The 24080-nt window shown below is 54.1% G+C and carries 23 protein-coding genes and 1 other RNA gene; 9 read left to right on the top strand and 15 right to left on the bottom strand.

Annotated features, from left to right (window positions below):
* Positions 1-254: 254 nt before the first annotated feature.
* The 3 genes from ACX9GU_RS20455 (at position 255) to ACX9GU_RS20465 (ending at position 1388) form a co-directional block, all read left to right on the top strand.
* On the top strand, positions 255-608 hold the full coding sequence (locus tag ACX9GU_RS20455; RefSeq protein ID WP_166735153.1) for a hypothetical protein: 354 nt from the start codon (positions 255-257) through the stop codon (positions 606-608).
* A 157-nt stretch (positions 609-765) separates the two neighbouring features.
* Positions 766-1134, top strand: coding sequence for an Hha toxicity modulator TomB (gene tomB / locus ACX9GU_RS20460; protein ID WP_021180141.1), 369 nt, complete (start codon positions 766-768; stop codon positions 1132-1134).
* A gap of 50 nt (positions 1135-1184) precedes the next feature.
* Entirely contained in the window at positions 1185-1388 is a 204-nt protein-coding gene (locus ACX9GU_RS20465) for an HHA domain-containing protein (RefSeq protein WP_021180142.1), read from the top strand.
* 81 nt (positions 1389-1469) lie between these two features.
* Here ACX9GU_RS20465 and ACX9GU_RS20470 read toward each other — a convergent pair whose 3' ends face one another.
* Positions 1470-2396, bottom strand: coding sequence for a LysR family transcriptional regulator (locus ACX9GU_RS20470; RefSeq protein ID WP_473192731.1), 927 nt, complete (start codon positions 2394-2396; stop codon positions 1470-1472).
* A gap of 136 nt (positions 2397-2532) precedes the next feature.
* On the opposite strand from ACX9GU_RS20470, the gene ACX9GU_RS20475 reads away from it, so the two are divergent.
* Positions 2533-4320 carry an adenine deaminase gene (locus ACX9GU_RS20475; RefSeq protein ID WP_473192732.1) on the top strand — a complete coding sequence of 596 codons (1788 nt, stop codon included), beginning with the start codon at positions 2533-2535 and terminating at the stop codon, positions 4318-4320.
* 77 nt (positions 4321-4397) lie between these two features.
* Here ACX9GU_RS20475 and ffs read toward each other — a convergent pair.
* Positions 4398-4494, bottom strand: an RNA gene (gene ffs / locus ACX9GU_RS20480) — signal recognition particle sRNA small type.
* A 232-nt stretch (positions 4495-4726) separates the two neighbouring features.
* Between ffs and ACX9GU_RS20485 the strand changes: the two genes are divergently transcribed.
* Positions 4727-5041 (top strand): MGMT family protein, encoded by a 315-nt coding sequence (locus tag ACX9GU_RS20485; protein ID WP_473192733.1) that lies wholly within the window; start codon positions 4727-4729, stop codon positions 5039-5041.
* A gap of 52 nt (positions 5042-5093) precedes the next feature.
* On the opposite strand, the gene ACX9GU_RS20490 is transcribed toward ACX9GU_RS20485, so the two are convergent.
* Positions 5094-5582, bottom strand: coding sequence for a YbaY family lipoprotein (locus ACX9GU_RS20490; RefSeq protein WP_024484390.1), 489 nt, complete (start codon positions 5580-5582; stop codon positions 5094-5096).
* A gap of 234 nt (positions 5583-5816) precedes the next feature.
* Here ACX9GU_RS20490 and tesB point away from each other — a divergent pair, with 234 nt between their 5' ends.
* Complete coding sequence (gene tesB / locus ACX9GU_RS20495) at positions 5817-6680, top strand: acyl-CoA thioesterase II (protein WP_021805471.1); 864 nt, start codon at positions 5817-5819, stop codon at positions 6678-6680.
* Positions 6681-6733: 53 nt separating this feature from the next.
* On the opposite strand, the gene amtB is transcribed toward tesB, so the two are convergent.
* The 5 genes from amtB to ACX9GU_RS20520 form a co-directional block, all read right to left on the bottom strand.
* Entirely contained in the window at positions 6734-8020 is a 1287-nt protein-coding gene (gene amtB, locus ACX9GU_RS20500; RefSeq protein ID WP_037412000.1) for an ammonium transporter AmtB, read from the bottom strand.
* Between the two features lie 37 nt (positions 8021-8057).
* On the bottom strand, positions 8058-8396 hold the full coding sequence (gene glnK, locus ACX9GU_RS20505; protein ID WP_004949337.1) for a P-II family nitrogen regulator: 339 nt from the start codon (positions 8394-8396) through the stop codon (positions 8058-8060).
* A gap of 273 nt (positions 8397-8669) precedes the next feature.
* On the bottom strand, positions 8670-10448 hold the full coding sequence (locus tag ACX9GU_RS20510; RefSeq protein WP_473192734.1) for a SmdB family multidrug efflux ABC transporter permease/ATP-binding protein: 1779 nt from the start codon (positions 10446-10448) through the stop codon (positions 8670-8672).
* On the bottom strand, positions 10441-12216 hold the full coding sequence (locus ACX9GU_RS20515) for a SmdA family multidrug ABC transporter permease/ATP-binding protein (RefSeq protein ID WP_473192735.1): 1776 nt from the start codon (positions 12214-12216) through the stop codon (positions 10441-10443). Before ACX9GU_RS20515 ends, ACX9GU_RS20510 begins: the two co-directional genes overlap by 8 nt.
* A gap of 80 nt (positions 12217-12296) precedes the next feature.
* Positions 12297-12758, bottom strand: a complete 462-nt coding sequence (locus tag ACX9GU_RS20520) for an Lrp/AsnC family transcriptional regulator (RefSeq protein WP_021180156.1) — start codon at positions 12756-12758, stop codon at positions 12297-12299.
* Positions 12759-12924: 166 nt separating this feature from the next.
* Between ACX9GU_RS20520 and ACX9GU_RS20525 the strand changes: the two genes are divergently transcribed.
* The gene (locus tag ACX9GU_RS20525) at positions 12925-13974 is read left to right on the top strand and encodes a PLP-dependent cysteine synthase family protein (protein WP_473192736.1); all 1050 of its coding nucleotides are present in this window, start codon (positions 12925-12927) and stop codon (positions 13972-13974) included.
* A gap of 79 nt (positions 13975-14053) precedes the next feature.
* Here ACX9GU_RS20525 and cof read toward each other — a convergent pair whose 3' ends face one another.
* On the bottom strand, positions 14054-14875 hold the full coding sequence (gene cof / locus ACX9GU_RS20530; protein ID WP_473192737.1) for an HMP-PP phosphatase: 822 nt from the start codon (positions 14873-14875) through the stop codon (positions 14054-14056).
* A gap of 132 nt (positions 14876-15007) precedes the next feature.
* Here cof and ACX9GU_RS20535 point away from each other — a divergent pair, with 132 nt between their 5' ends.
* Positions 15008-16714, top strand: coding sequence for an SgrR family transcriptional regulator (locus ACX9GU_RS20535; protein WP_473192738.1), 1707 nt, complete (start codon positions 15008-15010; stop codon positions 16712-16714).
* A gap of 163 nt (positions 16715-16877) precedes the next feature.
* Positions 16878-17576: a 7-cyano-7-deazaguanine synthase QueC gene (gene queC / locus ACX9GU_RS20540; protein ID WP_024528383.1), complete on the top strand. Its 699-nt coding sequence runs from the start codon at positions 16878-16880 to the stop codon at positions 17574-17576.
* Positions 17577-17837: 261 nt separating this feature from the next.
* On the opposite strand, the gene ACX9GU_RS20545 is transcribed toward queC, so the two are convergent.
* The 6 genes from ACX9GU_RS20545 to ppiD form a co-directional block, all read right to left on the bottom strand.
* Positions 17838-18973, bottom strand: a protein-coding gene (locus ACX9GU_RS20545; RefSeq protein ID WP_473192739.1) for an IS3 family transposase whose coding sequence is annotated in 2 segments (ribosomal slippage) — positions 17838-18712 and positions 18712-18973 — 1137 coding nt in all. Because the reading frame shifts where the segments join, the coding sequence is not laid out codon by codon here.
* Positions 18974-19348: 375 nt separating this feature from the next.
* A complete protein-coding gene (locus tag ACX9GU_RS20550; protein ID WP_473195119.1) occupies positions 19349-20185 on the bottom strand; it encodes an IS3 family transposase in 837 nt (278 codons plus the stop codon).
* A gap of 2 nt (positions 20186-20187) precedes the next feature.
* The gene (locus tag ACX9GU_RS20555; protein WP_025384143.1) at positions 20188-20496 is read right to left on the bottom strand and encodes a transposase; all 309 of its coding nucleotides are present in this window, start codon (positions 20494-20496) and stop codon (positions 20188-20190) included.
* 397 nt (positions 20497-20893) lie between these two features.
* Positions 20894-21307, bottom strand: a complete 414-nt coding sequence (locus ACX9GU_RS20560) for an acyl-CoA thioesterase (RefSeq protein WP_473192740.1) — start codon at positions 21305-21307, stop codon at positions 20894-20896.
* A 196-nt stretch (positions 21308-21503) separates the two neighbouring features.
* The gene (locus ACX9GU_RS20565) at positions 21504-21881 is read right to left on the bottom strand and encodes a ComEA family DNA-binding protein (RefSeq protein WP_473192741.1); all 378 of its coding nucleotides are present in this window, start codon (positions 21879-21881) and stop codon (positions 21504-21506) included.
* 210 nt (positions 21882-22091) lie between these two features.
* Positions 22092-23972 (bottom strand): peptidylprolyl isomerase, encoded by a 1881-nt coding sequence (gene ppiD, locus ACX9GU_RS20570; RefSeq protein WP_473192742.1) that lies wholly within the window; start codon positions 23970-23972, stop codon positions 22092-22094.
* Positions 23973-24080 lie beyond the last annotated feature (108 nt).

The raw sequence follows: 24080 nt of genomic DNA on the forward strand, positions 1-24080 counted from the left end.
CAAAAAGATTACATAAATGTAATAATATAACATCACACAAACTGACGTTCCTCAAGTCGTTCAAGTGCCAATAATGCAACGGAACGTAACATTTTCAGGTTATCGAGCCGATGCTGCTGGCTGAGTGGCAGAACTATCGAACGGTAAAACTCTCAAAGCTGGGTAAAAAAGCGTTATTCAGCGAAAAGTTTGCCCATCAAGGCTGGAAAAGGAGTAAGATAGAGGCATAGAATGTGATACAACCAGATATCCAAATGCTAGTGACGCTAAGCCGTTGTTCCGAAGTAGACCCACTTTCTGTGAAACAATTAAGGAAAGTGGTCGATAATCAATTATCTGACTTGGTACCGGTGCTCACCAGTGGACTAAGCTTTTACTCCGAGAATGCGCGCTATGTGGAAGGCTCATTAGAAATTATTGAGATTAACTGCATCGGTAATAGCGAGTATTCAATGAGTTACCGCTATCAGTGGTCGATTTTTAACGCATGCCTGGATATCAGTGGTGACGAATACATAAATGATTCTGTCACTTTTAGCGTGACGGAAAAGGGTTTGGTGTTTGAGGTTATCGACAACTCACGGCCATCAACCGCTGACGAATTGTAAGTTTCGGTAATAGTAACAAGCTAGATGGCAAAAAATGATTTATATTTAATATGCTGAAAGTTTATTAAGCCTGAGCTAAGCTTTACAGCATATGATGTTAAGTCAATGTACTCACAGAGTGTTATCAACACCGAAATTAAGACTGACGGGGGATGATATGGATGAGTATTCGCCTAAAAGGCACGATATTGCTCAACTCAAATTCTTATGTGAAAATTTGTACGACGAAGGCATCGCCACCCTGGGTGACAGCCACCACGGCTGGGTTAACGATCCAACGTCCGCCGTCAATTTGCAGCTTAATGAGCTGATCGAACATATTGCTTCGTTTGTAATGAGTTTTAAAATTAAATACATGGACGAAGGTGATTTATCGGAACTGGTCGAAGAGTACCTCGACGATACCTACACGCTGTTTAGCAGCTATGGTATTAATGACTCCGATTTGCGTCGCTGGCAAAAAACCAAGGCGCGCACATTCAGATTGTTCTCAGGAGAGGGCGTCTGTACCACGATGAAAACTTAGGGGATAATTATCCTCAAATAATTTTATGGTTAATAAGACTAAAGGTTATCATGACAAAAATTGACTATCTGATGCGTTTGCGTAAATGCACCACGATTGAAACCCTTGAGCGAGTGATCGAGAAAAATAAGTACGAACTCTCTGACGATGAGCTAGAGCTGTTCTACTCTGCCGCCGATCATCGCCTGGCCGAACTGACCATGAACAAGCTGTATGATAAAATTCCGGTCGCCGTTTGGAAATTTGTAAGATAATCAAAGTAGCCTTGCGTTGAGCCGATAATATTATCGGCTTCAATGGTCGCTCAGATTAAGCATTATCTTAAAAATTCAAGTTTACTTGCCTCTGAGCTGAAAATCGTGCAGTAGCAACTGGAAACAGTTTTCAATTAAAGGCGAGTGATTTTGTTTTGCGCTGCGCATAAGTGCCACAGTGCGGCTAAGTAATGGCTGTTGTAATTGAATAACGGTTAATTCTTCATCGTTTAAATGCGTCGTATAAAGCTGAGGCAAAATAGCCACCGCTAATTGTGACCGCACCAAACCATACAACGTTTCCAGAAAATCCACCTGATAACGCGCCGTTAAGTTCAGACGATGGCTTTCCGCCAGTGCCGATACCAATCGACTGCTATTCCCTTTCGAAAATACCGCAATATCTCTGTTAGCCAATTGCTGCCAGGGCAGATGATGTGGATCCGCCAAGGGATCGTCCCGGCGCATCACCGCCACAAACGGATCTTCCTGCAACGGATAAATCTCAAGCCGTTCTGGCACCGAGCTGTCCAAAGCCCCTATGCCGAAGTCTATCTGCCCATTTTCCAACTGTAGCAGCAGGGAATCATTGGTTTGATCGTGGAATTCTACGCGTAAACGCGGGAAATGTTGCGCCAGCAACCGCGGTACCGCAGGAAACAGCAGGTTGCTCACCGAAGGCACCAGACCGATACGTAACGTGCCATCCCCTCCGGCCAACATAACGCGCTGCATATCATCAAAGGTAGCGTGAGCCACATTCAGCAGCCGTTGCGCATGCGGCAGGATCGCCGTGCCTAGTTCCGTCAGGGTCACCGCAGAGGCCGTTCGATTGACTAACTTCCCGCCAAGCACGGTTTCGACTTGCCGCAGCGCACTGCTTAACGCGGGCTGGCTGATCGCCAGACGGCTGGCGGTATCGGTGAAATGTCGTAGCTGCGCCAGGGTCACAAAGTACTGAATTTGCTTGAGGGAAAGCGCGGGTAACCGTCGCCATGGCTCGGACATAGCCTAACCTGCCAGGAAAAGAGGTAAACGTTTGCCACAGCATAAACGTTTCTTATCACGCAATAAATTAAATCATCTGTGCAAAGCTTACGCCCCCGCCTACAGTAACTCCCTTACTCTTATTCCGGGGATTATCATGACCACCTTTTCTGTCAGTAACGGTGAACGCCAACGTGCCGTACAGGCTGCGCTGGGGAATACGCCGTTTGATCTCTTGCTGAGCAATGCCAACCTGATCGACATGGTCACCGGGGAAATTCGCCTGGTTGATATTGGCATTGTCGGCCCACTGATCGCCAGCGTTCATCCTTGTGGCTCCTTGCCAACGGCACATCGGACACAAGACCTGGCGGGAGCCTACCTCAGCCCAGGTCTGATCGATACCCATGTGCACGTTGAGAGTTCCCACCTGCTGCCAGAACGCTATGCCGAGATCGTCGTCGCACAGGGCACCACCACCATCTTCTGGGATCCGCATGAATTGGCGAACGTGCTTGGCGTTGCGGGAGTGCGCTACGCGGTAGATGCCAGCCGCAATCTTCCTCTGCGGGTGATCTGTGCAGCGCCTTCCAGCGTGCCTTCGACGCCTGGGCTGGAAATGTCCGGTGCCGACTTTGGCGGCCATGAGATGGATACCATGTTAGCCTGGCCCGAAGTGGGCGGCGTGGCGGAAGTGATGGATATGCACGGCGTGCTGCACGGCAGCGAACGGATGCAGGAGATCCTCAACGCCGGGCTTAACAGCGGCAAATTGATTGAAGGCCATGCGCGTGGTTTGAGTGGCCCGCAGTTGCAAGCCTATCTGGCCGCAGGCGTGACCTCCGATCATGAACTGACCTCTGCTGCCGATGCTCTGGAGAAACTACGCTCCGGGCTGACGCTGGAGATCCGGGGCTCTCATCCTTATCTGCTGCCTGAAATCGTTGCGGCATTAAAATCGCTGCCACACTTCTCCTCCCAAATCACCCTCTGCACTGATGATGTGCCACCCGATATGCTGCTGGAGAAAGGCGGCGTTATCGCCCTGCTCAATCTGCTGATTGAACACGGATTACCGGCCACCGATGCACTACGGATGGCTACGCTCAATGCCGCCATACGCTTGCAACGTAACGATCTGGGCCTGATTGCCGCAGGAAGGATCGCCGATCTGGTCGTCTTTGACTCCCTGGAACACCTCCAGGCCAGCCGGGTTTACGTTGCTGGCCAGTGTCTGGCAGATCAGGGCAAAATGCTGGCTCCAGTACAAGCTACGCCAGGCGTATCCGCACCACGTGACACGCTCCATCTGCCACCATTGGCCGCAGATGATTTTATCATGCGGGTTGCAGCCATTCGTCACGGCCAGGCCACGTTGCGCCATATCAAAGGGGCACGTTTCACCCAATGGAATGAAACCACGGTAGAAGTGCGCGACGGCAAGGTACAGCTCCCGCCGGGGTTCAGTCTGATCTGGGTACAGCATCGCCACGCCCGGCACCCAGCCAAGCCTCAGTTGGCATTGCTGGAAGGTTGGGGCGAACTACGCGGGGCGATTGCCACGAGCTACTCTCATGATTCTCATAACCTGGTGGTGCTGGGCCGCGATCCTCATGACATGGCGCTGGCCGCTAACGCGCTGATCGCTACCGGCGGCGGCATGGCTCTCAGCCAGAACGGTGAAATATTGGCGCAGGTGGCCATGCCGATCGCCGGTATGCTTTCCGACCTCCCCGCTGCACAGCTGGCGCAGCAGTTTAAAAACCTGCGCGATCTGAGTGCCAAGGTTGCAGACTGGGAACCCCCCTACCGGGTGTTCAAAGCGATTGAGGGCACCTGCCTGGCATGCAATGCCGGACCGCACCTGACGGATTTGGGCCTGACCGACGGCACAACACGCCAGATCGTCGATCCACTGGTTGCCTGCTGGGAAACCCAGGCATAAACATCAAATAGGTAAGGCATCGGCAGATTGTCGGTGCTTTTTTTTTGGGGGGGGGGGAGGCTAGAAATTGGTGGAGGCCCTGCCAGCTACATCCCGGCACACACGTCACTCGCTACGGCTGCTTCCTTCCGGATCTGACCGAGTTCACCAGTTAGTGTTGCGGGAGAACCAACAGGGCCCCCATTGACGGCTTCTTGAATTGCGAAGCGGTGGGCATTATCGGTGATGGCCAGGCAAATAGCAAGCCAACCGGGAGCAACCGCTGTTTTCTTACCCATCTCGCCTGTGGCACACTAGTTAATATTGATGACTCAGTGGAGATATTGCTCAATGGGTAGGGGCGCCGCATGCTACGCCCGTTTTGCTGTAGGCAGCGTTTCCACACATCACACAGGATAAAACAGCCATGCAACCAGAAGATGCTACCTTCAGCCAACGCGTATTTCATATCGTGGCCGCCATTCCTCCTGGCAAGGTAACCACCTACGGCGAAGTTGCGCGGCTGGCTGGCTCACCCCGTGCAGCACGTCAGGTTGGTGGTGTATTACGGCGTTTACCAGAGGGCAGCACCCTGCCCTGGCACCGGGTCATTAACCGCCACGGACAGATCTCACAACAGGGTGAAGATTTTCAGCGCCAACGGCAGGCGTTACTGGCAGAGGGAATTATTTTCGGCCCGCAGAGCACGGTTGATTTTGAGTTGTATCGCTGGCACTGGTAAAAAACAGCCTCTGGCCAGAGGCGCAAAGGCTGTCAGATGCAGGCATTGCTGCTTACGGAGCTGGGGTCGGTGCGACCTGAACCGGAACGTTTTGAACCGGTACCAGCAGCAGATCGGCCTGGGTCCCGTTTCGGTTAATCACTTCTTGGATCGTGTCGGTGATAAACATCAGCTGGCCATTCACCGTAATCGCCGCGCTCAGGATGATACGCGCATTAGGCTGAATGTCCGCGGGGTTATACGGTAGCGTAAAGCGGAACGGGCTCTGCAGACCTTCGGTACGCATCGCCTGCTGTGAAATCACTCGTGAAGGGGCATCAGCAAGTGATGCATCGGACAGGGTCACGGTCAGTACCGCATCCGGTGGCAGCGCGATACGCTGGCGAATATTAACTGAGCCCTGCACCACCGGGCCTTGGATCTGCGTTTGCGAGGCCGCAGCGTTAGCCGTCTGCGTTGGCACATCCGCATTCTTGTGGGCACAGCCTGCCAATGTGATCGTCAATGCGGCTGCTCCCCCTACCATTTGCCAGAGTTTCATGGGTCGGTCTCCTTTATTATTAGTCACATGTTGGTGGCTTAAACCACTACACTGATTAAACCTAGCACAAAATACTAACAACTGCCTATCGGACTAGGCCTAAATAGCCCTAAGGCCTCATGACGCAGCCCCTGGCTGCGGCAGCTTCTCCTGCAGAAATAACGCAATATATTGACGTCCTGCCATCATATTCAGCACACTGCGCAACATGATGACTAAAAGGATCGCCACTTTATGAGCCAGGCACTGCACAACCTCCTCGAACTGCTGGATTTGGAAAAAATTGAAGAAGGTTTATTTCGTGGCCAAAGCGAAGATCTGGGGTTACGCCAGGTCTTTGGCGGTCAGGTGGTCGGCCAGGCGCTGTATGCTGCCAAGCAAACCGTTCCTGCGGAGCGTATCGTTCACTCCTTCCACAGCTATTTCCTGCGCCCTGGGGATAGCAGTAAACCGATTGTTTATGACGTAGAAACCCTGCGCGACGGCAATAGCTTCAGCGCGCGCCGCGTTAGCGCCATTCAAAATGGCAAACCCATTTTCTACATGACGGCCTCTTTCCAAAGCCCCGAGCAAGGTTTTGAACATCAAAACACCATGCCGGATGTCCCACCGCCGGAAGGATTGATGTCGGAGTCAGAAATTGCACAAAAGCTGTCGCATATGCTGCCGGAAAAGGTGCGCGACAAGTTCATTGGCCCGAAGCCGATCGAAATGCGCCCGGTGAAATTCCACAACCCGTTGAAGGGCAGCGTGGAAGAACCTTATCGCCATGTCTGGTTCCGCGCCAATGGCACCATGCCGGACGACCTGCGGATCCATCAGTATCTGCTTGGCTACGCCTCTGACTTTCACTTCCTGCTGACGGCGCTACAGCCGCATGGCGTCGGTTTCCTCGAGCCGGGAATGCAGGTGGCGACCATTGACCATTCCATGTGGTTCCACCGTCCGTTCCGCATGGACGATTGGCTGCTGTATGCGGTAGAAAGCACCTCAGCCTCCGGTGCCCGTGGCTTTGTGCGCGGCCAGTTCTACACCCGCGACGGTGTGCTGGTAGCGACGACGGTGCAAGAAGGCGTGATCCGCAAGCGCGATATTTAAATGAAAAAGGGGCGATGTTTCCATCCCCCCCTCAGGGTTTAATTCAACATATTTTACTGGTTGTAAGCATTCTCGCCGTGGCTGTTTACATCCAGGCCTTCGCGTTCCTGCTCTTCCGGTACGCGCAGCCCCACCACGGCCCCGGCGACCTTAAAGGCGATAAACGCGGCCACGCTTGACCACACCAGCGTCACAACAACGCTCAACAACTGGATCCACACCTGATGTCCCATGGTGACGCCAGCGGCGTAGCCCGTTCCGCCCAGTGATGAGGCAGTAAAGACGCCGGTCAACAGACAGCCAACGATACCGCACACCCCGTGCACACCAAACACATCGCAGGTGTCGTCAACTTTCAGCCATTTCTTCAGCGTAACCACACCCCACAGCCCCGCGACACCGCCTACCAGGCCAATAATCAGCGCACCACCTACCCCCACGGTACCCGCCGCTGGCGTAATCGCAACCAGACCCGCGATACAGCCCGAGCAGGCTCCCAGCAGAGAAGGTTTACCGCGCACGACCCACTCGGCAAAGGTCCAGGAGAGGATTGCACCGGCAGTGGCTATTACCGTGTTGAGGAACGCCAGCGCCGCAATACCGTTGGCCGCACTGGCCGAGCCGGCATTGAAGCCAAACCAGCCGATATACAGGATCGAGGCTCCGGTAAATACCATCGGCAGGTTGTGTGGCTTGAAGGCCTCTTTGCCATAGCCGGCACGTTTACCCAACAGATAGGCCCCTACCAGACCAGCGCTCGCGGCGTTGATATGCACCACGGTACCGCCCGCAAAGTCCAACGCGCCGTCGGCTGCCAGGAAACCACCGCCCCAAACCATATGCGCAATCGGCAGGTAGGAAATCGTGAACCAGATGGCAGCAAAAATAACCACCGCAGAGAAGCGGATACGTTCGGCAAAGCCGCCCACCACCAACGCCACGGTAATACAGGCAAAGGAGCACTGGAACGCCACGTGGATCATCTGGCTAAAGGTGCCGGTCAGGCTATCTATCCCGATCCCTTTGAGCATCACCGTCTGGAAGCCACCGAAGAAGGCGTTACCTTCGCTGAACGCCAGGCTGTAGCCGTAAATGACCCACAGCACACAGACCAGGGCAAAGGTGACGGTCACCTGAGTCAACATTGAGAGGACGTTCTTCGAGCGCAGCAGGCCGCCGTAAAACAGTGCCACGCCCGGTAAGGTCATAAACAGCACCAGCGCTGTGCAAATCATCATAAAGGCGTTGTCCGCCTTGTCTGCCACCGCCGGAGCGGCCAGAGCCAAAGAAGGAACCAGGGTTACCAAACTCAGGCCCAACGTGGATAACAGTCTTTTCATTATCAATCCATCCCCATTCAGTTGACTGAGCCTGCGATCACAGAGCCGCTTCGTCGGTTTCGCCGGTACGAATTCGAATCACACGTTGCAATTCGGCAACGAAAATTTTGCCGTCACCGATCTTGCCGGTGTAGGCCGCCTTGCTAATCACATCAACCACTTCATCCAGTTGGTCATCGGCAATAGCGATATCAATTTTGACCTTAGGTAAGAAATTGACGCTGTACTCTGCTCCGCGATAGAGCTCGGCATGACCCTTCTGGCGGCCAAAGCCTTTGACTTCGGTTACGGTCAGCCCCTGAATACCTACAGAGGATAAGGCTTCACGCACGTCCTCTAACTTGAATGGTTTGATCACCACGGTAACCAGCTTCATATTGCCTCTCCACGATTAAGCCCAAAAACTTACCCCCGGTACGAGTCATATAAAGCAAAGGCTGTGCCACAAATTATTTTTTATTTAAATTCAATTAATTATATAGAGACCCCCACAATCAGAGGCCAGCGCTGGACGAAAGCAGAGATCGCCGCCTGGAGATAGCGCACCTTTTTGGTGCATTACGCGTTGGGAAAGTGCAGTAGGAGGGAGTCGAAAAGCGCTATTGCCTGTTGGTGGTGCGGGCTCCTGGAGCGGAGCCCTTGTTTAAGATTATGCGGGCTGAGTTTCGTCGCGCGTCGTAGCAGCCAACTCTTCACCCACCAGCTGTAGCTGATACATCTGGTAGTAGCGGCCCTGCTGTGCCAACAACTGCTGATGGTTCCCCTGCTCCACGGCATGACCGCGATGCAGTACCAGAATAGAGTCGGCATCAACAATGGTTGAAAGGCGGTGGGCGATCACCACCAGCGTCGTCTGCTCGCGGATCAGCCGTAAGGCGCGTTGGATCGCCTGCTCGGTGCCGGAATCTATATTGGCGGTCGCTTCATCCAGGATCAGGATCTGCGGTGCCTGGACCAGCACGCGCGCCAAGGCCAACAACTGCTTCTGTCCTACGGACAGATTATTCCCCTGCTCCCCCAGGCGCGTATGGATGCCCTGTGGGAAGCTACGCACCAGTTCACCCAGTTGCACCGTTTCCAGCGCCTGCCAGACCGCCTCTTCACCGATAGAGCGACCAAGCGTGACGTTCGCCAGCACCGACTCCGCCATCACCACCGGATCTTGCTGCACCATGGCAATGCCTTGGCGCAGGGTACGATGTGAAAGGCTGGACAACGGGCGGCCATCCAGACGAATTTCCCCTTCGCTCAGCGGGTAATAGCCCATCAACAGGTTAGCCAGGGTGCTCTTTCCGCTGCCGGTATGGCCAACCAGGGCAACAAAACCCCGTGACGGCACCTGCAACGAGATATTTTGCAGCACTTTTTTGTCGCTGCGGTAGGCAAAGCTCAGGTCGCTGATATCGATACGGCCACTCGCCAACGGGCGATCGTCACTGCCATAGCTCTGCTGGCTGCGATCCATCAGCTCGAAAATACGTTCACCGGCCACCACGGCCTGCTGCAATATCGATTGTTGGGCGGTCAGCTCAATCAACGGTTCGTTCAAACGACCAAGATAGTTGATGAAGGCATATAGCACCCCCACGCCAATCGCGCCTTCACCGCTGAAGCCAAACAGCATCAACAGGCCACATAGAACCAAGGCAGAGAACAGGCTAAGCAGTGGCCGTAACAGAAAACCATCCAGGCGCAGCGTCTGCATCCGGGCGGTGTAATGCGAGCGGCTGGCCGCACTCATGCGCTCGCCAAAACGGATCTGCTGACGGAACTGCTGGATCACCCCCATGCCGCTGATCACTTCGTTGAAGCCGTCGTTGATATCCGCCAGGTAGCTACGCATCCGCCGCACGATCGGCGTGCTGTAATATTGATAGATCCCCATCACCACCAGCACCGCCGGGAAGATGCAGATCGCTACCAGTGCCATACGCCAGTCCAGGCTGAACATCGCCACCAGCATCGCCCCGATCAGCGCCGCACTTTTCAGTACCGTGGACACCACCATCACATACAGATCTTTGATCACTTCGGTATCGTTGGTTACCCGCGAGATCAATTGCCCGACAGGCTGGGTATCAAACGCGCTCAGCGGTTGACGCAGAGCCGCGTCCATCACGTCGGTGCGCAACCGTTGTACCACCCCAACCGCCACCCGATTAAACAGGATGGCCTGGAAATAGTGCAACGCCGCAGCGAGCAGTTCCAGCAGGATATAAGCTACCGCCAGGGAGCTGACAATCATCAGCGGCAATTGCCCTTTGGCAACGTAGTTATCAATAAAGTAGCCAATCAGTATCGGTCCGGCGACTTCCGCCGCCGCCGCTACCCACAGCATCAATACCGCCCACCCGAGAGGTTTACGATAAGGCGAGCCATAAGCCAGCAAACGTTTCAGCGTTGGCCACATATTTTGTATCTTACTCATCGGCCAAAACCTCCTCGGTGCTATCAGGAGCCTCATCCAACGCCGCTTCCAATTGCTGATAACGATACATGTCGCGATACCAGCCAGGCTCGCTAGCCAATTGCCCATGCTGCCCACGCTGTACCACCGAGCCGTGTTGCATCACCAGGATTTCGCTGGCTTCCGTCAGGGCCGAAAGGCGGTGCGCGCTGATGATCACCGTGCGGTTTTGCCCCCAACTGCGCAGGTTATGCAGGATCTGGTGTTCGGTGCGCCCATCCACCGCCGAGAGGGCATCGTCGAGGATCAGAATTTCCGCCTCCAGCAGTAGCGCCCGCGCGATGGAAATACGCTGTTTCTGGCCACCAGAAAGCATCACGCCGCGCTCACCCACCTCGGTCTCGTAACCCTGAGGCAAACGCAGAATATCTTCATGCACGCTGGCCAGGCGCGCGGCCTGTTCAATCTGTTCCTGAGTGGCCGCCGGGTTGCCCAAGGCGATATTATTGGCCACGCTATCGGAGAACAGGAACGGCGTCTGGCTAACGACCGACAGGCGTGAACGCCACTCGTCGAGCTTGATCTGGGTGAGTGGCAAGCCGTGATAGCTGATATGGCCGTCATCAATATCGAACTGGCGCTGTATTAACGAAAGCAGCGTCGATTTGCCCGAACCGGTAGGCCCACACAACCCCAACATTTGCCCCGGCTGCAACTGCAACGCAACGTCATGCAGCGCGGGTTTATTGGTTTGCGGATAATGGAACGCGTGGATTTCCACACTCAGGTTGCCGCGCCCGGCGGGCAGATCGAGTTCACCATCCTTCACGGCCGGTGCCTCTTCCAGCAGGCTGCGGATACGGCTATAGGCGGCACTGCCGCGCTCGACGATATTAAACATCCAGGCCAGTGCCAGCATCGGCCAAATCATCAGGCCGAGGTACATGACAAAGCTGGTCAGTTGGCCCAGCGTGAGGGAACCGTTAACCACCATCCAGCTACCGCCGCCGATCGCCAGCAGGTTGGCCGCACCAATAGCGATGTAAATCGTCGGATCAAAGCGCGCATCAACTCGCGCCACGTGCATATTCTTCGCACCGGTTTGCGATGCCACTTCGGCAAACTGGTTGGACTGATGATCCTCCAGGCCAAAAGCCTTGATCATACGGATGCTGGTCATGCTCTCCTGTGCCTGATCGTTAAGGCTGGAGAACGCGGCTTGTGCCGACTTGAAACGCTGGTGTAGTTGATCGCCATAGTATTTGATGACGATCGCCATGATCGGCATCGGGATCAGGGAAAGCAGGGTCAATTGCCAGCTGATCTGGGTACTCATCACGATCAGCACCGCCAGCCCCATGACCAAAGAGTCCACCAGCGTCAGCACGCCTTCACCGGCCGCAAACACTACACGGTCAACGTCATTGGTCGCTCTGGCCATCAGATCGCCGGTACGGTGGCGCAGATAGAAGGCCGGGTTCTGACGGCTGAGTTGGCGATAGAAGTTTTCCCGCAGTTCGACGGCCAGTTGGTAGGAAGCCCCAAACAGCAGCACTCGCCACACGTAGCGCAGCAGATAAACCACAATGGCGGTACCAATCATCAACCCCAGCCAGGCCATCAGTACCTTGTTGGACATCTGATCCTTGGTGACACCATCAACAATGATGCCAACCAACTTAGGCGGCAGCAGTTGCAGTATGGCAATGGCAATCAGTAGCACCACGGCCCCGAGGTAGCGGCGCCACTCGCGGCGGAAATACCAGCCGATTTGAGCAAAGAGTCTCACGCAGTTTTATTCCAGACAGTATCCGACAAATTACCGGCTGCAGCCCTGCAACCTTAACATTCAACAGTTGAGTGACGATTTCACTCTGGCACGGGTAGCGCCGTGGTGTATTTGATTTTTTCCATCGCGAAGCTGGAAGTGACATCAATCAGCCCCGGCACGCCGGTCACCAGGCGTTTATAGAAATTGTCATAGCTTTTCATGTCCGCCACCTCGACCTGCATCAGGTAATCATACTCCCCCGCCATACGGTAAAACGCCAACACTTCCGGCATCTGCGCGGTGAGATCGACAAATTTCTGATACCACTCGCTGCTGTGCTGCTGGGTTTTTATCAGCACAAACGCCGTCAGGCCAAGCCCGAGCTTTTCATTATCCAGCAGCGCGACACGTGCGCGAATGTAACCTTCATCTTCCAGCCGTTTTAGCCGTTTCCAGCAGGGCGTTGAGGTCAGATTCACCGCTTCGGCCAGCACTTGCAGCGATTGCGTACAGTCCTGTTGCAGCATGCACAGCAGTTTTCGGTCAGTTTTATCCAACATAAGGTGATTTCATAGAAAATATTTCTCCCATTAGGCGATTAAACAGGAAAAATGGCAATCCTTTTTTCTCGCTGAACCGCTATGCTACACCTCAAACATCCCTGCTGGATTTCAAGCTAGAGCTTGCAAGGCGGCGGGTTTAAGCCCCCTATTTTGAGGCCAGATTATGACAAACGCTTGGGTAAAATATGCTATTGGTGAAATAGAAGCGGATTTCCAACGCTCCGCCGATACGCACTTGATCCGCTTGAACCTGCCGGAATTTCCCGGCATCTATCTTTACCTGAAAGATGAAAGCACCCATCCCACCGGCAGCTTGAAACACCGCCTGGCGCGTTCGCTGTTTCTGTATGGCCTCTGTAACGGTTGGATCAACCAGAACACGCCGATTATTGAAGCCTCATCGGGCAGCACAGCGGTATCTGAAGCCTATTTTGCCCGCCTGCTCGGCCTGCCGTTTATCGCGGTAATGCCTTCCTGCACCGCCAAACGTAAGGTCGAGCAAATCGCCTTTTACGGTGGCCGCAGCCATTTTGTCGATCATGCTGCCCAGATTTATGCGGTGTCAGAGGAGTTGGCCAAAGAGCTGAACGGCCATTATATGGATCAGTTCACCTTTGCCGAACGCGCCACCGACTGGCGTGGCAACAACAACATCGCCGACAGTATTTTCCGCCAGATGGAGCGCGAACCGCACCCGGTTCCGAAACACATCGTGATGAGTGCAGGCACTGGCGGCACTTCGGCAACGCTTGGGCGCTACATTCGCTATCAAGGGCATGATACCCAGCTCACCGTGGTCGATCCGGAAAACTCGGTGTTCTACGATTGCTTCCATCATGGCGATCGTACCATCATCGGCAGCTGTGGCAGCCGCATCGAAGGGATTGGCCGCCCACGCGCCGAACCGTCGTTTATCCCTTCGGTGATCGACAACATGATGCGCGTGCCCGATGCCGCCAGTATCGCCACCATTTATTGGTTGGAAAATATTCTTGGCCGTAAGGTGGGCGCCTCTACCGGGACCAACGTCTGGGGTGCGCTGCAGCTGGCCAGGCAGATGCGGGATAAGGGCGAGCAAGGTGCCATAGTCACCCTGCTATGCGACAGCGGTGAACGCTACCTGGATACCTATTACAACAGCGACTGGGTCAGCAACCATATCGGCGATCTGACGCATTACAGTACCCAACTGGCTAACTTGTTAGAAAAATAAGTTATTAAGTTATTAATGCGAAATTCAGGGGATAAAAAAAGCCGGGTAGTCATACCCGGCCGGCTGTAATGCTAATACCTCAGAATTCGGGGGAATAGGTGAGGTGTGGTGAACGCAGCCAATGTTGTAAATAGTGAGCCACCGCCTGCTGTTCGCAGTGGCCGATAACCTGTAGTTGGGGCAGTAACGATTTCAACTGTGGCAGGGCATTGCCCATCACCACGCCGTGCCCGACTCCCGCCAGCATTTCCTTATCATTCATCGCATCGCCAAAGGCCATGCAATCAGCCAACGTCAGCCCCAGATGGCGGCTCAGCTTGTTCAATGCCGCGCCCTTATTGCAGCCCTTTGGCAGCACTTCGAGGCAATCATAGGCCGAGAAGCAAAGGTCGGCACGGGTGCCGAAATGTTCACTCAAGTGAGCCTGCAGCTTGACCAGCTCTTCATGGGGGGCGCAGAAACAGACTTTGCTGTTGCCAGATGCGGGCAGACGACGCAAATCGGTGAGTTGGAAATGAAAGCCACTGAGATGATGTGCAGCCAGCATTTCCGGCACCGCGGTTTCGGTCAACCATCCCTCATCACGAAACACGTGCATGCTGGCAGAGGTACGCCAGTGGGTATGCAACACTTCTTCGGCAATCTCCGCCGGTAAGTCGGTAGCATGCAGTTGCTGCCCTTGCTGATCATAGACGCGAGTGCCGTTACCGGTGATCAGATAACCTTGTAAACCCAGTTGCGCCATGATCGGCTGGGCATCGAGGTAATGCCGCCCGGTGGCAAAGGTCACCACCATATCCCTGTCGATAAGCTGCCTTAACGCGCTCAGCGTTTCCGGCCCGACACGGTGATCGGGGGTCAGCAGGGTGCCGTCCATATCGAAAGCGGCCAGGCGATACATAGGAACCTCGTAAATGTGAGCACAATGGCAATCACCGCAGTATGGGGTGGTATTTGCGGAAGTAATAGTGAACAATTTGCCTAAACACTTCCTGATTTATCTTTCATCGCTTGAAACACCTAGGATACCGCTATGCGCCTGGTTCATCGCCTCGGTCAATATCAACGTTTGTACCACCAGCTAGGCAGCGCGCCGGTGGCGATCACGATCGGTGAATTAGCTGCGATCTTCTATTGTAGCGAGCGACATGCGCGCACTCTGGTGCAGCAGTTGCAGCAACAAGGCTGGCTAAGTTGGCAATCACAGGCCGGAAGGGGGAAACGCGCGCAGTTGCAGTGCCTGAAAACCCCCGATGAACTGCGGACTGCGCATCTCCAACGTTTACTGCAACTGGGCGATCATCAGGGAGCCTTGGAAATGGCGCAGCTGGCGCCACAGCATCTGCAAGAGTTGCTGAGCCCCCACCTCGGCGGCCAATGGCAGGAAGGCAGCCCTACGCTGCGTATCCCTTATTACCGTACGTTGGAAAAGCTAGATCCGTTGACGCTAAGCGGCCGTGCGGAACAGCATTTGGTGGCGACCGTTTATGCCGGTTTGACGCGCTTCAATACCGGTTGCCCCGAGCCACAGCCCGATCTGGCCCATCACTGGCAGATTAGCGAAGACGGCCTGCGTTGGCAGTTCTTTCTGCGCAGTCAGCTGCGATGGCATAACGGCGAGGCCTTGACGGGCAAACAGCTATTGCAAACCCTCAACGCCCTGCAACACCATCCGCGCAGTCAGCCATTATTGAGCAGCGTGGCGGCAATCAGCCTGCCGCATGCGCTATGCGTCCAGTTCGATCTGCAAATGCCCGATTATTGGCTGGCGCACCGGCTGGCAGAACTGCCCTGCCTGATGACGCATCCAGAGCTACCGAGCCTCGGCGCAGGTCCGTTTAAGCTGGCACTAAACGAGCCGCATATGGTACGGCTGGAACAGCATCCTTACTATCATCTGCAACATCCTTATCTGGAAAGCATCGAATATTGGATCACGCCAGAGCTGCCAACCCGCAGTACCGACACCAGTTGCCAGCACCCGGTACGCATCACCATCGGCCAGCAGGAAGAACTGGCACAGGCACGGCCGGTGCAACGCAGTATGAGCCAAGGGTGGTGCTACCTGGCAATTAACCAGCGCCGTGGCGTACTGAGTGAGGCCCAAGGGCAAAAGCTGCTGATGCTGATCCAGCGCTCCGGGCTGCTGGCCAGTTTGCCCATCCAGCAGGGCGTGATCATGCCAAGCCATGAAATGCTGCCGGGCTGGGCGATCCCTGAGCATGATGTCAGACAGGATGTTGAGCTACCCCCTCGGTTGACGCTGCTGTACCATCCACCGATCGAACTAGAGAGCGTGACTCAGGCTTTGCAACAATTGCTGGCGGAGCATGGCTGCCAATTAGAGGTCCGCTATTATTCCGGCAAACGTTGGCAAAGTACCGAGCAGATAGCCCAAGCCGATCTGTTGCTGGCCGATAACCTGATTGGTGAAGCCCCGGAAGCGACGTTAGAAAGCTGGCTACGTCGCGATTTGCTGTGGCAAGGAATTTTGCGAGAAGAGGATTGGCAATACCAACAGCGAACCCTGCAACAGATCCAGCAATGCCCAGCACCACTGCAACGCTACAGCCAGCTAAAAGCGTATTATCAACAGTTGATGGGGGCCGCGATCCTCACTCCCCTATTCAACTATCAGTATCAGGTCAGTGCCCCTCCCCGCATACAGGGCGTGATGCTCACCGCCTACGGCTGGTTTGATTTTTGCCAGGCTTGGCTGCCACCGCCGCTGGATGATTAGGTTGCCCTACGCTGTGGCGAGCATTTCTGATAGCATCCCCGCATGTGTGTTATGAAGCCCAATAGCGCCAGGTTCAGGCCAGTAACGCTGTAGCCTGGTGGAAAGGGCATAAACCGGCCGCCCGAATGTGCATCGGGAATGGCCCTAGCCAGAAGGTAGATTTATGAAACGCGCAGTCGTCGTTTTTAGCGGTGGACAAGACTCCACGACCTGCTTGATCCAGGCATTGCAACAGTATGATGAAGTTCACTGCATCACGTTCGATTACGGCCAGCGTCACCGCGCCGAAATCGAGGTGGCCCAGGCCCTATGCCAAACCCTGGGAGCCAAGGCGCACAAGGTTTTGGACGTTGGGTTGCTCAATGAGCTGGCCATCAGCAGCCTGACTCGCGATAACATTCCGGTCCCCACCTACGACAGCTCACAGACCGATGCCTTGCCAAGCACCTTTGTGCCGGGGCGCAACATCCTGTTCCTCACCCTGGCGGCGATTTATGCCTACCAGGTGGAAGCCGAAGCCGTGATCACCGGCGTGTGCGAGACTGATTTCTCGGGATATCCGGATTGCCGCGACGAGTTTGTTAAGGCCCTGAATCAGGCCATCGTGCTGGGGATCGCCCGTGATATACGCTTTGAAACTCCACTGATGTGGCTCAATAAAGCTGAGACCTGGGCTCTGGCGGACTATTACCAGCAGTTGGAACGTATCCGCCATGAGACGCTCACCTGTTATAACGGCGTTCAAGGCGATGGTTGTGGTGAATGTGCGGCCTGCCACCTGCGCGCCAACGGATTGCAGCAGTATCAGCAGGACAAGGTCGGCGTGATGGCCAGCCTGAAGCGGAAAACCGGGTTGGTTTAAGCCAGTTCATGGGCGGCTGCAATGCCGCTCAATAAGTCAGATTAAGCCATCGTTGGATCCCCTCACCCCAACCCTCTCCCACAGGGAGAGGGAGCTAGTGCAGAGCCGGAATTGGGAACGGAGTTAATCTGTAGTCATTGCGAGAGCCCCTCACCCCAGCCCTCTCCCACAGGGAGAGGGAGCTAGTGCAGAGCCGGAATTGGGAACGGAGTTAATCTGTATGATGTGGTCTAGTAATATCGAACACCGATTAAGGTTTTTTTACGCCGCATGCCTCTCTTTGGCATGCGGCGTCTGGCCATCATTAAAGCTATGTGCTCTTCGATGGTTGTAGTAATGCGTTATGTAGCTCAGGACATCTGCTTTGGCTTCGGCCACTGTCTCGTAACCATACTCCGGGATCCATTCTGACTTCAGGCTTCTGAAGAACCGCTCCATTGGCGCGTTATCCCAACAGTTACCACGCCGACTCATGCTTTGTTTTATCTGATATTGCTCTAACTTGTGCCTGTACGCTCGACTACTGTAATGGCTGCCCTGGTCTGAGTGGAACATCACTCCCGTAGGACATCCTCTTGATTCATAAGCTATACGTAGCGCATCCCCAGTCAGTACGCTATCCGGTGATAACGATAAAGACCAACCCACTACCTTTCTGGCATAGAGATCCAACACCACCGCCAGGTAAAGCCAGCATCGACCCGCCCAGATATAAGTCACATCCCCACACCAGACTGTATTCGGTCGTTCAACATTGAAGGCGCGCGTCAGGTGATTGGGGGCATACCTCGCTTCATCTGTCGCTAACCGGTAACTGTGTTTGCGTTGTTGTGTACTTCTCAGCCCGGCTTCTTTCATCAACCGACGAGCTTTATACCGGCCTACCACATGACCTTCAGCAGTGAGTGACGCTGACAATGTCCGAGCTCCTGCAGAGCCACGACTTTCTTTATGAAGCGCACACACGCGCTCTCGTTGAACTTTTCTCACCGTCTTCTCTGGAAGCCGTCGGTAGTAATAGCGGCTACGTGCAACACCAAAGAGAACACACAGTTCAACAACAGGATAACGCTCGCTCAATATCTTAATCATTTCAAGCGAGTGAACGATTCCGACATTAAGAGAGCGGTAGCCTCCTTTAAGATATTTTTCTCGCGTTCAATCCTACGGATTTGAGCTTCAAGTTCCTGAATGCGTTTTTGCTCAGAAGTCAGGGCTTTTCCGGTAGTTGGTGTTACTCCACCTCGTTCACTGGCGAGCTGGTGTACCCAGCGCTGCATAGCCGTACTGCCCACTCCCATTGCCTCACAGGCTTGTACAATTGAGTACCCCCTGTCGAGAACAAGGCTTGCAGCCTCACATTTGAATTCTGGAGAAAAAGTACGTCTGCCTTTCATTGGACACCTCTTTTGTATCAGGGAAGTTTATTGGAGTGACCATATCACCCTTATTCGGTGTCCAAGATCATTAAGCCACATCAGTAGTCATTGCGAGAGCCCCTCACCCCAGCCCTCTCCCACAGGGCTGAGGTATCCCCACTAATTTTTTCTTAGGGGTTTCAGAGAATTAGAGCGAGTGTTTTACGATCAATCTGTTCCATTTTGTTCGTAAATTGGCAGTGAGAGAATGACGAACCACTTCTTCTCGTCTGCTTGAGGCTATTTCCCAGCCCGTTTGTGGGTAAAAAATAGCCTATTTATCGTCTCAATTTTTCTGGGGATTCCTCAGCCCACAGGGAGAGGTGTAATGGTCAAGTAAAACAGGACACCGATTTAGGCACATTGTTGTAGTCGTCGTTCGTATTCATCCGGCGAGATGTTTCCCAGCCGGTAATGCCGCCGCTTCAGATTATAAAAACTGTCGATATAATCGATAACGTCTGCAATACCCTGACTTCGGGTTTCATAGCGACGATAGTTAACTCTCTCTGCTTTCAGACTGCGGAAAAACCTCTCCGTAACCGCATTATCCAGGCAGTTACCCTTACGGCTCATGCTGCCCGTCACAGCAAGTTCCTGCTGGCAGGATTGGAACTGAGTACTGGTATATTGCGCCCCTTGATCGCTATGGAATACGACTGGACCTGTTGGCCGTCGTTTATTGATCGCCAGCCGTAATGCCCGCGTAGTCAGCGCGCTGTCCGGTTTGTCTGAGAAGGCCCAGCTCACTATTTTTCTTGAACATAAGTCCATGACAATAGCCAGATACAACCAGCCCTGAGCCGTGCGAAGATAGGTGACATCACCTGACCACCAGGTATTCAATGTCTCTGGATTAAATTGCCGATTCAGTAGGTTATCTGCCACTACAGCCGGTTTTCCACCACGGGGATAACGGTGACGTCCGGGACGCTTCGCAACCAGCAACAGGGCTTTCATTACCTGACGGACGCGGTATCGGCCTACGTTAAAACCCTGTTCACGCAACTCAATACACATACGCCTACTGCCGTACGTCGCATCCATTTCAGCATGAACATGTTTAGCCGCTGCGTGAAGCATAAGAACATCGGCTTTGAGCGCTGGCCGGCTGCTCCGTGCGTAAAATACGCTGCGCGTAAGCGACAGGCAGCGACATACCTGCTGGATATTTGCACCAGCCTTCTTCAGCTTTACCGCGACTTTTTGTCGTTGTTCATTTCCATGGCGAAGAAGGCCGAAGCTTTTTTTAACAGGTCATTGTCGCTCTGTAGCTGACGTACCTGCTTTTCAAGTTCCTGTATTCGCCGTTGTTCAGGTGTAATGGCACTGGCTGCTGGCGTCTCGCCCCGTACTTCTCCGCGATACTGGCGTAGCCAGCGCTGCAATGTGGAAAGACCAATATTCATTGTTTCAGCAGCTTGTGTCACCGGGTAGTTGTGCTGAAGGACCAGATTGACACATTCCTGTTTGAACTCATGGGTAAACGTTTTTCTGCGCATTCTCACCTCGTTAGTGCTGCTTATTATATCTCTAACAAAGTGTCCGGGATCATTAGACCATTACAAGGGAGCTAGTGCAGAGCCGGAATTGGGAACGGAGTTAATCTGTAGTAATTGCAAGATCCCCTCACCCCAGCCCTCTCCCAATGTAAAGACAGGGGTCTACATGGAAACCTGTTAAGGGAGAGGGAGCTGGTACGCCGTTGTCATCCAGGCAAGAGTCATGCCTTCCATGAGTTGATACGGTATTGTCATCGGGTACTGAGTTATCCCTGGAGCACCGACCCTTTCATTTACCGATGGTCAGGTCGTGAGAGAAATACCCGCTGGCACGTTCGGTCCCCTCTCCCTGTGGGAGAGGGCTAGGGTGAGGGGCCATGACCAGCACGATGCTTAATCAGGCCTCAGCATCTTTCTGTTGTAGTGCCACCAGGTGTTCACGCAATGCGCCTTCAATCGGCAGTGCCCGCTGGGTTTTCAAATCGATACAGACAAAGGTCAGCGTCGCGTCGGCGACCACTGTCCCCTCCGGCTCCAGCAATACCTGCTGGCTCAGCACGCCGCTCTTGCCATTGAGTTGCAGCATCTGGCTATCGATGCGCAGCTTATCCCCTAATACGGCAGGCTTACGATAATTGATATTGATGTTCACCACGATAAACGCGATGTTGTTTTGCGTCATCCAGTGGAAAGCATCCAGACCCTCCAGCCATTCCCAGCGCGCCTCCTCCAGGAATTCCAGATACCGGGCATTATTAACGTGTTGATAGACATCAAGATGATAGCCACGAACTTTGATATAAGTTTGCATAGTGAAACAACCGCTCCTGCTCTGGTGATAGCGAATTAATACCGGCATACCCGTTCAATATTATCCCTCCTTGCTGGCAGCATGCTTGTACCGCAGGGCTTGGCAAAGAGTTTGCGATGGACGACTGGTATGACCTGTAAAATGTAGCAGAGCAGCGCGGCTGCGAGGGCACTTTGCCACGCAGCCGCGAGCGGGATCACATTTTCAGCCGATCACGATTTCTTTCCACCAGGGAGGGACCGATCCCCGGCACCTCCTGTAGCTGGTCTATTTCACTAAACGGCCCGTTCTGTTCGCGGTAGCGCACTATGGCCTCTGCCTTTTTCAGCCCTACGCCGTTCAACACGGTGGCTAGCGCCTCTGCATCTGCCTGGTTAATACTGACCTTGGCTTCCCCCTCGCCTGGCGCTTCAGGGCTGACCTTAGGCGATACCGCAGCGGCCTGTGGTTGCCCCTGAGAGGGTTTCTCTGCGGCAATGGCCGAGCTCCCTATCAGGCCAAACAGCGCCGCCGCCAAGAGTAGCTGGCGGATAACGGTAAAACGGATAATGGCTTTATTTTCGCTAAGTTGCATGCTGTATCCTCCTTGTGTTTGACAGCAAGGTTACCTTGCCGCAGCGGCGGAAGATCGGCAAATGGCAGAGTTTAAATGTGGAAAAGGCCGCGAAAGCGGCCTTTGAGTATTGCAAGCTGTTGCAAAGAAATGCGGTGCTTATTCCCGTCCACTGTAGGGAGGAATACGGGCGCAGCATGCTGCGCGCCCTACAAAACCAGAGAGCGGAGATTACGGCTGTTGCTGCTCAGCGGCACCCATTTTGATCTTGGCTTCTTTGCGCAGGTTAGTCAGGAGGGCATCGAAGGTCACGCTAGCGCTCCCTTTCTCCATGTTGCTGACGAAGGTTTTCATTTCGTCTGCTGGCAGCGTGCCTGGCTTAACGCTATCCAGGGCGATCAACACCACGTTCCCTTGAGCATCCTGTGACATGCCGTAAACCACTTTACCGGCTTCAGGGTGCGGCAGAGCGAATACGGCTTCCACCAGTTGGCTGTCTTCCGGGGCGCGTGCCATTTTCTGTACGCTGCCGAAGCTCAGACCTGCGGCTTTCATCGCTTCATCGCCTTTGCCCTGCTTCAGCTCAACCAGCAGTTTTTCACCCTGCAGCTTGGCTTCTTGCAGTGCCTTGTTGTGTTTGACCATCGCGGTTACGCGATCTTTCACCTTGTCGAAAGGTTCAATCCCTTCCGGCTGATGGGCCACCACGCGGATCACGAACGCACGGTCACCGTCAACGGTGATAACGTCAGAGTTGCTGCCTGGTGCGCCGTTCTCGCCAATCAGCGAACCATCGAAGATGGCTTGCACAACCGGCTTGAAGTTCAAGGCAGCAGGAACAGAGTCACGGGTAAACCATTCGGTGTTAGCCGCCTTGATACCCGCAGCTTCTTCCGCTGAAGCCAGGGACTCGTTATCGCTGGTCGCCGCTTCGCTGACTTTCTGCTGCAGCGCATAGTAGGCATCTACCGCTTTTTCCTGCTTGATCTGCTTGGCGATAGCATCATGCACTTCGCTCAATGGCTTCACCAGCGCTGGCTTGATATCGTCCAGGCGCACGATCAGGTAACCCACTGAAGACTTCACTACGCCAGACAGTTGGCCTTTCTCGGTCAGGTTAGCCTGTTTCAGTTCGTCAGCCGTGGTATCTGGCTCCATCCAGTCCATTTCGCCACCGGTACGGCGCGAGATGATGTCAGTAGATTTCTCTTTCGCCAACGCAGCGAAATCACCACCGTTTTTCAGCTCTTCCAATACCGCTTTGGCGTCCGCTTCGGTTTTGAGCTGGATCACGCTGAATTTTTTGCGTTCCGGCTGGCCAAAGCTGCTTTGATGCCCATCATAATAGGCGCTGATATCCGCTTCGGTAACGGTCACCGTATCCTGCAATGCCGCGGCATCCAGCGGGATAAAGCTCACTTTCACCTTCTCTGGCGCGATGAAGCTGTTTTTGTTCTGCTCGAAGAACGCTTTCAGCTCTTCGTCGGTGACGGTTTGCTTGGCCATCATGGCATTCAGATCGATCGTCGCCAGGCGCACTTCGCGCTCTTGCAGGACCAGAGCAACCATAGACTCTGCTTCGCTTGGTGGGACGATATCGGATCCGCCGAAGCCCTGGATCATCTGCTGGTTGATTAACCGCTGGCGTGTGTATTGCGCATATTGATCTGGGCTAAAGCCCGAACGGGTAATCAGGTCGAGATATTTGGCGTTGTCGAACTTGCCGTCCGTCTGGAAATAGCTTTCTTGACGGATGGCCTCTTTCACCTGATCGTCACTGGCGCTCAGGCCCAGCGTCTTCGCGTACTGGTCCAGCAGCGACTTGTCGATCAGTTGAGACAGCACCTGCTGGCGCATCTGCTGCATGTAGCCTTCGTTGCCAGCCATGGCAGAGAAACGGTCACCCAGTTCCTGCTGCATACGGCTACGTTCACTCTGGAAAGCCTGTTCGAGCTGGGCGCGTTCGATCACCTGGCCATTTACTTTCGCAGCGTAATCGCCGGCACTTCCCTGATAGCTGACTACTCCAGTCAAAAGAAATGACAAGATAATCAGCCCCAGGATGATTTTTAGCACGACGTGGTTAGCAGCCGCGCGTAAATTGTCCATCATAGTGTGACAACACTCCGCTGTGATGTGGATTAACAACCCTTGTGCAGGCGCGTTCCCTGCGACAAAAATAAAAAAAGCGCATCAACCTGATGCGCCTTATATCTTACC

It is taken from the genome of Serratia sp. K1WW1, assembly GCF_055790865.1.